This is a genomic window from Stenotrophomonas sp. Marseille-Q4652, from assembly GCF_916618915.1.
GTDB lineage: Bacteria > Pseudomonadota > Gammaproteobacteria > Xanthomonadales > Xanthomonadaceae > Stenotrophomonas.
The window spans coordinates 1,363,199-1,375,379 of the sequence record NZ_CAKAKE010000001.1; the positions used below are offsets into that span (position 1 = coordinate 1,363,199).

General features: G+C 67.6%; 16 protein-coding genes. 3 read left to right on the top strand and 13 right to left on the bottom strand.

From position 1 onward, the window contains the following. Window positions 1–46: 46 nt before the first annotated feature. Window positions 47–679 carry a 23S rRNA (uridine(2552)-2'-O)-methyltransferase RlmE gene (gene rlmE / locus LG380_RS06340; protein ID WP_225764069.1) on the bottom strand — a complete coding sequence of 211 codons (633 nt, stop codon included), beginning with the start codon at window positions 677–679 and terminating at the stop codon, window positions 47–49. A gap of 66 nt (window positions 680–745) precedes the next feature. Here rlmE and yhbY point away from each other — a divergent pair, with 66 nt between their 5' ends. Further along, window positions 746–1,051: a ribosome assembly RNA-binding protein YhbY gene (gene yhbY, locus LG380_RS06345; RefSeq protein ID WP_225764070.1), complete on the top strand. Its 306-nt coding sequence runs from the start codon at window positions 746–748 to the stop codon at window positions 1,049–1,051. 17 nt (window positions 1,052–1,068) lie between these two features. Beyond that, window positions 1,069–1,446, top strand: a complete 378-nt coding sequence (locus tag LG380_RS06350) for an Mth938-like domain-containing protein (protein ID WP_225764071.1) — start codon at window positions 1,069–1,071, stop codon at window positions 1,444–1,446. A gap of 92 nt (window positions 1,447–1,538) precedes the next feature. Here LG380_RS06350 and LG380_RS06355 read toward each other — a convergent pair whose 3' ends face one another. The 4 genes from LG380_RS06355 to surE are packed head-to-tail and all read right to left on the bottom strand — an operon-like array spanning window position 1,539 to window position 4,408. Beyond that, a complete protein-coding gene (locus LG380_RS06355; RefSeq protein WP_225764072.1) occupies window positions 1,539–2,324 on the bottom strand; it encodes a peptidoglycan DD-metalloendopeptidase family protein in 786 nt (261 codons plus the stop codon). Next, on the bottom strand, window positions 2,321–2,935 hold the full coding sequence (locus tag LG380_RS06360) for a DedA family protein (protein WP_225764073.1): 615 nt from the start codon (window positions 2,933–2,935) through the stop codon (window positions 2,321–2,323). The genes LG380_RS06355 and LG380_RS06360 overlap by 4 nt, the downstream gene beginning before the upstream one ends. 19 nt (window positions 2,936–2,954) lie before the next feature. Beyond that, window positions 2,955–3,632, bottom strand: coding sequence for a protein-L-isoaspartate(D-aspartate) O-methyltransferase (locus tag LG380_RS06365; RefSeq protein WP_225764074.1), 678 nt, complete (start codon window positions 3,630–3,632; stop codon window positions 2,955–2,957). Then, window positions 3,629–4,408 carry a 5'/3'-nucleotidase SurE gene (gene surE / locus LG380_RS06370; protein ID WP_225764075.1) on the bottom strand — a complete coding sequence of 260 codons (780 nt, stop codon included), beginning with the start codon at window positions 4,406–4,408 and terminating at the stop codon, window positions 3,629–3,631. The genes LG380_RS06365 and surE overlap by 4 nt, the downstream gene beginning before the upstream one ends. Before the next feature lie 99 nt (window positions 4,409–4,507). Between surE and LG380_RS06375 the strand changes: the two genes are divergently transcribed. After that, a complete protein-coding gene (locus LG380_RS06375) occupies window positions 4,508–5,044 on the top strand; it encodes a Smr/MutS family protein (RefSeq protein WP_225764076.1) in 537 nt (178 codons plus the stop codon). A gap of 24 nt (window positions 5,045–5,068) precedes the next feature. Here the strand turns inward: LG380_RS06375 and truD are convergent, their stop codons facing one another. The 8 genes from truD to LG380_RS06415 form a co-directional block, all read right to left on the bottom strand. After that, window positions 5,069–6,100 (bottom strand): tRNA pseudouridine(13) synthase TruD, encoded by a 1,032-nt coding sequence (gene truD, locus LG380_RS06380; RefSeq protein ID WP_225764077.1) that lies wholly within the window; start codon window positions 6,098–6,100, stop codon window positions 5,069–5,071. Further along, the gene (gene ispF / locus LG380_RS06385) at window positions 6,097–6,597 is read right to left on the bottom strand and encodes a 2-C-methyl-D-erythritol 2,4-cyclodiphosphate synthase (RefSeq protein ID WP_225766472.1); all 501 of its coding nucleotides are present in this window, start codon (window positions 6,595–6,597) and stop codon (window positions 6,097–6,099) included. Before ispF ends, truD begins: the two co-directional genes overlap by 4 nt. 52 nt (window positions 6,598–6,649) lie before the next feature. Further along, the gene (gene ispD, locus LG380_RS06390; protein ID WP_225764078.1) at window positions 6,650–7,348 is read right to left on the bottom strand and encodes a 2-C-methyl-D-erythritol 4-phosphate cytidylyltransferase; all 699 of its coding nucleotides are present in this window, start codon (window positions 7,346–7,348) and stop codon (window positions 6,650–6,652) included. Then, complete coding sequence (gene ftsB / locus LG380_RS06395) at window positions 7,345–7,695, bottom strand: cell division protein FtsB (RefSeq protein WP_225764079.1); 351 nt, start codon at window positions 7,693–7,695, stop codon at window positions 7,345–7,347. Before ftsB ends, ispD begins: the two co-directional genes overlap by 4 nt. Before the next feature lie 4 nt (window positions 7,696–7,699). Then, a complete protein-coding gene (gene eno, locus LG380_RS06400; protein ID WP_225764080.1) occupies window positions 7,700–8,992 on the bottom strand; it encodes a phosphopyruvate hydratase in 1,293 nt (430 codons plus the stop codon). Window positions 8,993–9,155: 163 nt separating this feature from the next. Next, window positions 9,156–9,986 carry a 3-deoxy-8-phosphooctulonate synthase gene (gene kdsA, locus LG380_RS06405; protein ID WP_225764081.1) on the bottom strand — a complete coding sequence of 277 codons (831 nt, stop codon included), beginning with the start codon at window positions 9,984–9,986 and terminating at the stop codon, window positions 9,156–9,158. Window positions 9,987–10,076: 90 nt separating this feature from the next. Beyond that, window positions 10,077–11,741: a CTP synthase gene (locus LG380_RS06410; protein WP_225764082.1), complete on the bottom strand. Its 1,665-nt coding sequence runs from the start codon at window positions 11,739–11,741 to the stop codon at window positions 10,077–10,079. Window positions 11,742–11,866: 125 nt separating this feature from the next. Next, complete coding sequence (locus LG380_RS06415; protein ID WP_225764083.1) at window positions 11,867–12,112, bottom strand: hypothetical protein; 246 nt, start codon at window positions 12,110–12,112, stop codon at window positions 11,867–11,869. Window positions 12,113–12,181 lie beyond the last annotated feature (69 nt).

The window sequence follows — 12,181 nt, forward strand, 5'->3', positions numbered from 1 at the left end:
TTGACTCCGGTGTTCCTCTCGTTGCAAAGCCTGTTCCATACCGAGCTTACTTGATCTGTGCACGCTTGCCCTGACCGAGGGCATAGACTTCCGGCGAGCGCTTGCGCGATGCCTCCGGCTTGCGGATCGAGACCTTGTGGTAGCGACGACGCAGCTCGCGTACGTATTCATCGAAACCCACACCCTGGAACAGCTTGATCAGGAATGCCCCACCCGGTTTGAGGTGGTTGTCGGCAAAATCCATGGCCAGTTCCGCCAGGTGCATCATCCGCGGCTGGTCGACCGCGTCCATGCCACTCTTATTGGGGGCCATATCCGAGAGGACAAGGTCTACCGGCTGGTCGCCGAGCATGGCTTCGAACTGGGATAGGACGGTTTCTTCCCTGAAGTCACCGTGAAGGAATTCGACCCCGGCCAGCGGCGGCATGTCGAGGATGTCCAAGGCCAGCACCCGGCCGCGGTCGCCCATGGACTTGCGCACCTGCTGGGACCAGCCACCCGGGGCCGCGCCCAGGTCGACAACGACCATGTCCGGCTTCAGCAGCCGGTCACGCTCAAGCAGCTCCTCGAGCTTGTAGGCGGCGCGCGAGCGCATGCCTTCGGCCTGGGCCTTTTTGACGAAGGGGTCGGAGAAGTGTTCCTTCAGCCAACGCTGACTGCTCTTGCTGCGGGATGCCATTGGGTTCAAGGCTGGAGGGAGGTGCCATGATACCCTGAACCCCCCTGATTACCGTTGCCCTACTGCATGTCCATCGTCTTGACCCCGGCCCAGAACCGTTTCCTGCGCGGCCAGGCGCACGATCTCAAAGCCCTGCTTCAGATCGGCGGCAAGGGGGTAACCCCGGCTTTCCTCGCAGAACTCGACGAAGTGCTGGAACGGCACGAGCTGGTCAAGGTGAAGGTTGCCGCCGAGGACCGCGAGGCCCGTGACGAGATGGTCACCGCGCTGGTGGAAGCCTCGGGCAGCGTGCTGGTGCAGCGTATCGGCCACGTGGCCGTCCTCTACCGTCCGGCCAGGGAAAAGCGCCAGATCGTCCTGCCGCGCGGCTGATCCAACCGGAGCCTGCGATGCAACTGAGCCAGGAACTGCCCGATTACAGCTACACCCTGCGTGCCGCCGATGGCGCCAGCGCCCGGGTGAACGAGCGTACGCTCACCGCCAGTTTCATCCTGGCCCCGGATACGCTGGTCGAGGACTGGCCGGTGGCGAGCATGGCCGAACTGACTCCCGCGCACCTCGAAGCGCTGGTGGCGCTCAACCCTGCCGTGATCCTGCTGGGGACCGGTGCAACGCAGGTGTTTCCCCCCGCTGCCGTAATGGCAGCCGCGCTGACGCGCGGGGTGGGCATGGAAGTGATGACCAATGCCTCGGCCGCGCGCACTTTCAACGTGCTCGCCGGCGAAGGCCGCAAGGTAGTGGCTGGCTTCATCCTCGCGGCGGGCTGACCCTCACCCGGCCGCCCGGGCCAAGGCCCGTACGCCACCCAACCCGACTGAAAACTGCAGGACCGGACCCCCATGGGCATCCGGTCGCACGCTTATTTCTGCGGCAGGTACTGCTGCGGATCGACCGGCTTGCCGTTGTAGCGGATCTCGAAGTGCAGCATGTCGCGATTGGAGCCGGTGCGGCCCATTTCGGCGATCTGCTCCCCCGCCTTGACGTTCTGGCCTTCGTTGACCAAGCGCTTGCGATTGTGGCCGTAGGCCGACAGCCACTGCTCGTTGTGCTTGATGATGATCAGTTCGCCATAGCCGACCAGGCCGGCACCGGAGTACACGACCACGCCATTGGCGGCCGCACGCACGGCCTGCCCGCTGGCGCCGGCGATGTCGATGCCCTGCTTGGCCGCATCACCGGCGACATAGCGGCCCACGACCACGCCATCGGCCGGCCAGCGCCAGCTGATGTTGCTCTTGACCGGTGCTGCGGCCGGCGCAATCGTCGTCGGCGCGCCCGGCGTGCTGGTCGAAGGCCTGGGAGTCTGGGCCGTGGTGGGGCGCGAGGGCGCGGCGGTTCCCGGGTAGAGCCGGATGACCTGGCCCGGATAGATCGTGTACGGCGGCTTCAGGCCATTCCACGTCGCCAGGTCGCCTGGCGTGATGTTGTGGATGCGGGCAAGGGCATACAGCGTGTCGCCCTTGCGCACCGTGGTGGTCTGGCCCGGCTTGGGAACGGACGTCTTCGGTGCGCTCGACGAGATGGACGCAGCAGTCCCGGTATTCCCCGACTTCACCACGGTGGCAGTACCGCAACCCACCAGCGCTGACAGGGCCGCCGCGGCGACACCCACCTTCAGCGTGACAGCCAACTTCCGGACACTCATGCGAATTTCGCCCTCCACACCAACCACGCCACAAGCCCAACCACCAACGCCGTCGCTACCCAACCCACCGGCTCGATCCAGCGCCGCATTGCCGTCGCCGCGCGCGCGCCGCCGAAACGGATCACCGCCGCCAGCAGGAACACACGCTTGCCGCGGCCGATCAGCATGCTCAGTACGTACTGCAGCATCGGCACGCCCACGATACCCGATGCCCAGGTGAAGACCTTCATGGGAATCGGCATGAAGCCCCCGAGCACCAGGAAGGTAAACACCGCCCACGGCGATTCGGCCATCTTTTCCTGGACCAGGGCAATGCCCGACTCGATGCCCGCGAGCATGCCCAGCGCGGCGAACAGCGGCTTGAGCGCCTCGAAGGCGAAATGACCCAGCGCATAACCCACCAGCGCGCCGGCCATCGAGCCGGCCAGGCTGAGGGTGGCGAACCACCAGCCGCGCCTGGGCTGGGCCACGCACATCGGCGCCAGCATCACTTCCGGCATCACCGGGAAAATGATCGCCTCGATGAAGCTGAGGATGGTCAGGTAGGTAGGCGCGCGCGGGTGCGCAGCCCAGCTGATGGCCCTGTCATACAGGGGCCCGAAGATCTTCATCGGATTGGATGCTCCTGGTTCAGTCCAGCATGCCCGACAGCAGCGGGACGAAAACAACGGGGGCCAGCACTTCCTGCTCGATGCTGCCATCGGCAGCACGGGTCAGTTGCACCAGCGATTGCGAGCCGGGACCGCCGACCGGGGCCACCAGGCGTCCGCCGACGGCGAGCTGGTCAACCAGCGCATCCACCAGCGCCGGCGCGGCGGCGGTGACGACAATGGCGTCGTACGGACCGTGTTCGGGCCAGCCGATGCGGCCGTCGTCGTGCTTGCTGCGCACGTTCATGCCCAGCTGGCGGAAGCGCTTGCGTGCCTGCCGGAGCAGGTCGCCGATGCGCTCGACGGTATGCACTTCCAGTCCCAGCGCAGCCAGCACCGCGGCCTGGTAGCCCGAGCCGGTGCCGACTTCCAGCACCTTCTTCGGGGCGACCTGCAGCACGGCCTCGGTCATGCGCGCCACCACCCATGGCTGGGAGATGGTCTGGCCATGGCCGATCGGCAGCGCAGTGTCCTCATAGGCACGTGAAGCCAGTGCCTCGTCGATGAACAAGTGGCGCGGCACGACGCGGATGGCGTTGAGCGTGGATTCGTCGCGGATGCCAGCCTCGCGCAGGCGCTCGACCAGGCGGTCGCGCACGCGCTGGGAGGTCATGCCGATACCGACGGCCTCCGGCTGCAGGCGCAGGCGCGGCGTCATGCCGGGCGTTCCAGCGACGCGGTCAGCCCGGCCACCCACGAGGCGACCTTCTCCAGTGCCTGGTAGCGGGTCAGGTCGACCTGGATCGGGGTGATGGAGATGTGGCCGGTACGCACCGCGTGGAAGTCGGTACCGGGGCCGGCGTCCTGCTCGGTGCCGGCCGGGCCGATCCAGTACACGGTGCCGCCGCGCGGATCGGTCTGCGCGATGCAGCCCTCGGCGCGGTGGCGGTTACCCAGGCGGGTGACCTCGAAGCCGCGGATATCGCTCCACGGCAGGTCAGGCACGTTGACGTTGAGGATGGTGTCGGCCGGCAGCGGATCGGCCTTCAGCCGCGCCACGATCTCAACCGCTGCACGCGCCGCGCTCTGGAAGTTCTTCGCTTCGTGGTTGCGGGTGACCAGTGACACCGCCACCGCAGGGAAGCCGAGGAAGCGGCCTTCCATCGCCGCCGACACGGTGCCGGAATAGATCACGTCATCGCCAAGGTTGGCGGCGTTGTTGATCCCCGACACCACGATGTCCGGCTCGTACTCGAGCATGCCGGTCAGCGCCAGGTGCACACAGTCGGTCGGCGTGCCGGCAACGCTGCAGGTGTAGTGGTCGATCCGCTTGAGCCGGATCGGCAGGTCCAGGGTCAGCGAGTTGCTGGCGCCGGAGCGGTCGCGATCAGGGGCCACGACCGTGACCTCGTGGCCGGCGCCACGCAGTTCCTCGGCCAGCATCCTGATGCCGGGGGCGTCGACACCATCGTCGTTTGAAACCAGTACGCGCATGGGACTCCTCGATAACCGCGCCATGATACCGGATGCGTCCGCCCCCTTCTCCCAACCTTCGGCGCTTGTATGCGACGCATGCCGCGTTACGCTGTGGGCATGTCGCATTCAGAAGACGAAGATCCGGCCGCCCTGTTCCGTGCGGCGATCGGCGAGGTCAAGCCACTGCGCAACGTCACCGAGCCGGGCGTGGCCAAGCCGCGGCCGAAGCCGCGCGCGCGCATGGCCGAACGCGACGAGGAGCTGGCGCAGGGCGAGTTCGCGCGGTTGCTGCGTGATTCCACGCCGCTGGAGGCCGGCGACACCGCCAGCTACCGGCGCGAGAACCTGCCGCCACGGATGTTCCAGCGGCTCAAGCGCGGCCAGTATTCGGTGCAGGACGAACTGGACCTGCACGGCGCCACCGCCATCCAGGCCGAATCGCTGCTTCGCCAGTTCCTGGCCGAGGCCCACGACCACGAGTTCGGCTGCGTGCGCATCATCCACGGCAAGGGCCTGCAGGGTGACGGCGGCGCGCCGGTGCTGAAGAACCTGGTGGACCGCATGCTGCGGCTGCGCAGCGACGTGCTGGCCTTCCACTCCGCACCGCCCGCGCAGGGTGGCACCGGCGCGGTACTGGTGCTGCTGGCGCACTGAACCGTCGCCAGCAGTCCGAATGCCCTAGCCGTTGTCGCTACCGACTTCGCCCAGTTCGTGCAGCAGCGCGGTGGCATAGCTGCCCGGCGGGAGCGCGAACACCAGTTCCAGCACATCGTCGGCCGGCCAGGTCCAGGCAAGACCACCGACGGGCAGGCGCAGCGCCCGCCGCTCCTGCTTCAGCCCGGCCTGCTCCAGCCCCTGACGCAGGCGCATGGCAACGTCATCCTCCAGTGCCGCCAGCTCGGTGGCCGCGGCCTCGCCCGTGCAGCGCAGCTCGCCCTCGCCCCACAGCGGGCCGGTGGGATGGATGTCAAAGGACGCCAGACGCTGGGCCAATTCCTCGCTCATCGGCTCGGGACCGAACACGCTGCGACTGCCGGCCAGCATCCACACCTCGCCGTCCAGTCCCCGTTCCCAACTGCCCTGCTCCACGCGCCGCGCCAGCACGCGATTGAACAGCTCCGAGCGCGCGGCCGAGAGCAGGATCGAGCGCTGCTCGCGCTTGACCCGCTGCCCGCCGAACATCGCCAGGGCCTGGCCGATATTGCCGCCACCGCGCCCAAAGCGCTGCTCGCCAAACCAGTTGGGGATACCGCGCGCGGCGATCTGCGCCAGCCGCTCGTCGAGTTGGGCGCGATCACCCTGCACCTGCCGCAGCACCAGGGTGAAGCGGTTGCCTGCCAGTGCGCCGCGCGGCAGCTTGCGGTTGTGCCACACGCTGTGGCGGACCTGCAGCGTTTCATCCTGCAGGGTGGCCAGGTCCGGGGCCACGCGCCTGGGCAGGTGCACGCTGAAACGCTGGGTGGTGACCGCGTGGCGGTCCTTGAGGCCGGCGTAGCCGATGCCGATCTCACCGATCCCGGCCCAGCGGGACAGACGGCGCGCCACCTCCGCGGTGTTGAGGCCGCGCTTCTCCACGGTCAGCAACAGGTGCTCGCCCTCGCCATGGGCCTCGAACGCGTCGATCTCGTCGACCCGGAAATCCTCCGGCTGCGAGCGGATCCGCGCCTGCAGCAGCGGTTCCCCGAAGGCGCGCGGCAGCGAATTGCTCATGCGCGCACCAGCAGCACCACTGCCTGCGCGGCGATGCCTTCGCCACGGCCGGTAAAGCCCAGCTTCTCCGAGGTGGTGGCCTTGACGCTGACCGCGTCCAACGGCAGTCCCAGCACCCCGGCGATGCGCTCGCGCATGCCCAGCGCATGCGGGCCGACCTTGGGGCGCTCGCAGATCACGGTGACGTCGGCATTGCCGACCCGCCAGCCGCGCTCGCCCAGAAGTTCGTTGCAGTGCTGCAGGAAGCGGGTGCTGTCGGCGCCCTTCCAGCGGTCATCGCTGGGCGGGAAGTGCTGGCCAATGTCGCCCAGCGCCAGCGCACCGAGCATGGCATCGCACAGCGCGTGCAGCACCACGTCGCCGTCGCTGTGGGCCAGCACGCCACAGCTGTGCGGCACGCGCACGCCGCCCAACATCACGTGGTCGCCCTCGCCGAAGGCATGCACGTCGTAGCCCTGGCCGATGCGGATGGCAGGCAGCGCGGAAGGATTGTTCATGGTCATGGATGTTTCCGTTTCTGGGCCGCGCGCGGCGCCCCGACAGCCGCTGTCAGGCCGTGCGGCGCGACAGCTCGAACTCGAAGCGGGCCAGGTCGGCCGGCGTGGTGATCTTGAAGTTGTCCTCGGCGCCCTCGACCAGCAGCGGTCGCTGGCCCAGGCGCTCCATGGCCATGGCCTCGTCGGTGACCTCGACGCCACCACCGCGGGCATCCTGCAGTGCGCGCGCCAGCTGGTGGCGGCGGAACAACTGCGGGGTCAACGCACGCCACAGGCGTTCGCGCGGTTCGGTACGGTCGATGCCACCGTCGTCGCCCGCACGCTTGAGGGTGTCGCGTACCGGCGCGGCGAGGATCGCACCGACCGGGTCCATGCGTCCGACTTCCAGCAGCCGGCCCAGGTCGGCCTGGGCCAGGTTCGGGCGGGCGGCGTCGTGGACAAGCACGAAATCATCGGCACGCACGGATTCGGGCAGCGCCAGAAGGCCAGCCAGCACCGAATCGGCACGGGTCGCGCCGCCGGTGCAGGTCAGCACCGGCTTGCCTGCGGCCTCGGTCCAGCCCGGCCAGTCGGCATCGTTCCCGCCGATGACCACCATCACCCCGGCAACCACCGGGTGCTGCAGCAGTGCGTCGAGGGTGTGCGCCAGGATCATGCGGCCGCCGGCCAGCAGGTACTGCTTGGGCAGCGCGGCACCAAAGCGGGTACCGCGACCGGCAGCCGGGACCACTGCCCAGACCGAACCGCTCACGGAATGTCCCCGACATTGGCCGCGGGCGCGGCGGCTGATGCCGACGCGGCCCCGGTGGTGGCCGGAGCGTTCTCGACCACGCGATAGAACTTCTCGCCCGGCTTGATCATGCCCAGCTCGCTGCGCGCACGCTCCTCGATCGCGGCCTCGCCTTCCTTGAGATCCTGGACCTCGGCGGCGAGCGCGTCGTTGCGTTGCTGCAGGCCGGCGTTGTCGCGCTTCTGATGTTCGACCTGGGTCTCCAGCATCATCACTTCGCCGGAATTGCCCGGGCCGAACCAGAAGCGGTACTGCAGCCATGCCAGCAGCACGGCCAGCACCAGCAGCAGCCAGCGCCAGTTACGCATCGGATCAGCGCTTGAGCGAAACGAAGGCGTCGCGGCCGGCGTAGCGCGCGGCGGCACCCAGTGCTTCCTCGATGCGCAGCAGCTGGTTGTACTTGGCCACGCGGTCGGAGCGGCACAGCGAACCGGTCTTGATCTGGGTCGCGGTGGTGGCCACGGCGATGTCGGCGATCGTGGTGTCCTCGGTCTCGCCCGAGCGGTGCGACACGATGGCCGCGTACTTCGCCTTGTCGGCCATGGCGATGGCTTCCAGGGTCTCGGTGAGGGTGCCGATCTGGTTGACCTTGATCAGGATCGCGTTGGCGGTGCCCGACTCGATGCCTTCGGCGAAGATCTTCGGATTGGTGACGAACAGGTCGTCGCCGACCAGCTGCACCTTGCCGCCGATGCGCTCGGTCAGCAGCTTCCAGCCGGCCCAGTCGTTCTCGGCCAGGCCGTCCTCGATGGTGACGATCGGGTACTGCGCGGTCCAGTCGGCCAGGAAGTCGACGAACTGCTCGGAGGTCAGGCGCTTGTTCTCGCCGACCAGGTTGTACTTGCCGTTCTCGTAGAACTCGCTGGAGGCCACGTCCAGGCCCAGCAGGATGTCCTCGCCAGCGGTGTAACCGGCCTTGCCGATGGCTTCCAGGATGGTGTCCAGCGCCTCGACATTGGAGCGGAAGTCCGGAGCAAAGCCGCCCTCGTCGCCCACCGCGGTGCTCAGGCCGTGGCCCTTGAGCACAGACTTGAGCGCGTGGAAGACCTCGGTGCCGGCGCGCAGCGCCTCGGAGAACGAGTCAAAGCCGACCGGCAGGACCATGAACTCCTGGAAGTCGACGTTGTTGTCGGCATGCGCGCCGCCGTTGATGATGTTCATCATCGGCACCGGCAGCGACGGCGTGGCGCCGGTCCTGCCGGCCAGGTACTGCCACAGCGCCTGCTTCTTCGAGGCGGCAACGGCATGGGCGGTGGCCATCGAAACACCCAGCAGGGCGTTGGCGCCGAGCCGGCCCTTGTTCTCGGTGCCGTCCAGGTCGATCAGGCGGCGGTCCAGGCCCTGCTGGTCCTCGGCATCGAAGCCAGCCAGCGCGGTGGCGATGGCGCCATTGACGTTGGCCACGGCATCGCGCACGCCCTTGCCCAGGTAACGGGTCTTGTCGCCGTCACGCAGCTCCACGGCTTCCTTGGTGCCGGTGGAAGCACCCGACGGCACCGCGGCGCGGCCGAAGGCGCCGTCGGCCAGGGTGACTTCGGCCTCCAGCGTGGGGTTACCACGGCTGTCGAGGATTTCACGGGCGTGGATGCTACGGATCGTCGTCATGGGATCTTGGCTTGTGGAAGTCGAGAAAGGGAAAGGACGCGGTGATGCCGTCCGGTGAAGCAAGGCCGACAAGGCTACCAGCCCGCGACGCCTGCGTCCGCCCGGACGAGGCCCGACGCCGCCCGGCCATCGGCCCGGGCAACGCCAATACACGAGGGTTCAATCAGGCAAAACGCTCGAAGCCGTGCTTCTTGGTGACCGTGTCGAGCTCGAGCAGGGTTTCCAGCAGTTCGGCCATGCGGTCCAGCGGCCACGCATTGGGGCCATCGGACAGCGCCTTGGACGGATCCGGGTGGGTCTCGGCGAACAGGCCGGACACGCCGACCGCAACGGCCGCGCGCGCCAGCACCGGCACGAACTCGCGCTGGCCGCCGGAACTGCTGCCCTGCCCGCCCGGCAGCTGCACCGAGTGGGTGGCGTCGAACACCACCGGGCAGCCGGTATCGCGCATCACCGCCAGCGAGCGCATGTCGCTGACCAGGTTGTTGTAGCCGAAGCTGGCGCCGCGCTCGCAGACCATGATGTCGTTGTTGCCGGTGGACTTGGCCTTCTCGACGACCGGCTTCATGTCCCACGGCGACAGGAACTGGCCCTTCTTGATGTTGACCGGCTTGCCGGCGGCGCAGACCTTTCTGATGAAATCGGTCTGGCGGACCAGGAAGGCGGGGGTCTGCAGCACGTCGACCACCGAGGCCACCTCGTCCATCGGGGTGTACTCGTGCACGTCGGTGAGCACCGGCACGCCGATCTGCTTCTTGACCTCGGCCAGCACCTTCAGACCTTCCTCCATGCCCGGGCCGCGGAACGCGGTGCCCGAGGTACGGTTGGCCTTGTCGAAGCTGGACTTGAAGATGAAGTTGATGCCCAGCTGGCTGGTGATTTCCTTCAGCCGGCCGGCCACGTCCAGCTGCAGCTGCATCGACTCGATCACGCACGGACCTGCGATCAGGAACAGGGGCTGGTCCAGCCCGACGTCGAATCCACACAGTTTCATGTCTTTTCCTTGATGTCCGCTTGGTGGCCGCGGGCATGATGCCCGCCGGCGGGTTTGTTGCAGGTGGAGGCGCGAGGCCTCCACCGCAAGTCAGGCACGGATTTCCTGCAGCAGCTTGCCGCCGGCCTTCTTCTCGCGCGCCGCCCGGATGAAGCCGATGAACAGCGGATGGCCCTCGCGCGGGGTGGAGAGGAACTCCGGGTGGGCCTGGCAGGCCAGGAACCACGGGTGCTGGTCGCGCGGCAGTTCCACCACTTCCACCAGGGTGTCGTCCATCGACTTGCCGGAGATCACCAGGCCGGCGTCTTCCAGCTGGGTGCGGTACCGGTTGTTGAACTCGTAGCGGTGGCGGTGGCGCTCGGCGACCACGTCCTTGCCGTACAGCTCGCGGGCCAGGGTGCCGGGCTTGAGCCGCTGTTCCTGCAGGCCCAGGCGCATGGTGCCGCCCAGGTCGCTCTTCTCGTCGCGCTTCTCGACCTCGCCGGTGGCGGTACGCCACTCGGTGATCAGGCCGATCACCGGATGCGGCGACTGGCGGTCGTTCTCGGTCGAGTTGGCGCCTTCCAGGCCCGCGACATGGCGGGCGAAATCGACCACCGCCGCCTGCATGCCATAGCAGATGCCGAAGTACGGCAGGCGGTGTTCGCGGGCGTACTGCGAGGTCATCACCTTGCCCTCGAAACCGCGGTCACCGAAGCCACCCGGCACCAGGATGCCGTCGACATCGGCCAGGGCCGACATGTCGGTGCTTTCCAGATCCTGCGCCTCCAGCCACTTCAGGTTGACCTTGGTGCGCTGGCGCAGGCCGCCATGCTTGAGCGCCTCGCCCACGGACTTGTAGGCGTCCTGGTGGTCGACGTACTTGCCGACCACCGCGATGGTGACCTCGTCCAGCGGGTGCAGGGTGGCATCCACCGCCGCTTCCCACTCGTGCAGGTCGGCCGGGCCGACCTTGTCGGCCAGCTTGAACTGGTTGATGACGATCTCGTCCAGGCCCTGGCGGTGCAGGCCCATCGGGATCTTGTACAGGACCTCCACGTCCGGCACCGAGATCACCGCGCGCTCGGGCACGTTGGTGAACAGCGAGATCTTGCGGCGTTCCGAGTCCGGGATGATGTGCTCGGAACGGCACAGCAGCACGTCCGGCTGGATACCGATCGAACGCAGCTCCTTGACCGAGTGCTGGGTCGGCTTGGTCTTCAGCTCGCCCGCCGCGCCGATGAACGGCACGAGGGTCAGGTGCATGAACAGCGCTTTCTCGGCGCCACGCTCGGTACGCACCTGGCGGATCGCCTCCAGGAACGGCAGCGACTCGATGTCGCCGACGGTGCCGCCGATCTCGACCAGCGCCACGTCGAAGCCCTCGGTGGCCTCGTCGATGCAGCGGCGGATCTCGTCGGTGATGTGCGGGATCACCTGCACGGTGGCGCCCAGGTAGTCGCCGCGGCGCTCCTTGCGGATCACGTTCTCGTAGATCCGGCCGGTGGTGACCGAGTTCTTTCGGCTGAGCCGGGTGCGGACGAAGCGTTCGTAGTGGCCCAGGTCCAGGTCGGTCTCGGCACCGTCATCGGTGACGTACACCTCGCCGTGCTGGAACGGGCTCATCGTGCCCGGATCGACGTTGATGTAGGGGTCCAGCTTCATCATCGTGACCTTCAGGCCACGAGCTTCGAGGATGGACGCAAGCGAAGCGGCCGCGATGCCCTTGCCAAGCGAGGACACGACGCCGCCAGTAACGAAAATAAGGGGGGTCATGAGTTGGGACTCCCGGAAAGCCATAGTTTAACGGCTGCGGCAGCAATGCCCAAGCGCCAGCGCAACGATCCAAAAAAAGACGCCCCGGACTGCTCCGGGGCGTCGCCAGATTCAGGGGACAGGGGTCAGCGCTTCTTCGCTTCTTCCTCTTCCTCGCGCTGGGCAGGCTTGTCCTCGCCGGCCTTGTGGCGGGCAGCGGCGGCGGCACGGCGCTTGGCCTTCTGGTCAGCCTCGGTCTGCGCCTTGTCTTCCTGCGCCTGCACGGTCTCGGCGGGCGGGGTCTTGCCCGCGTTCTGGGCCAGCGCCACCGGAACGGCGACCACGGCGACCAGTGCGGCGGCGACACCCATGAACAGCCTGTAGTTCTTCATTTCATCCTCCGGAGTTGGCCGGCACGGCCGGCACATCGTTTCCAGCGGGCACTAGGATATGCCCCCCGA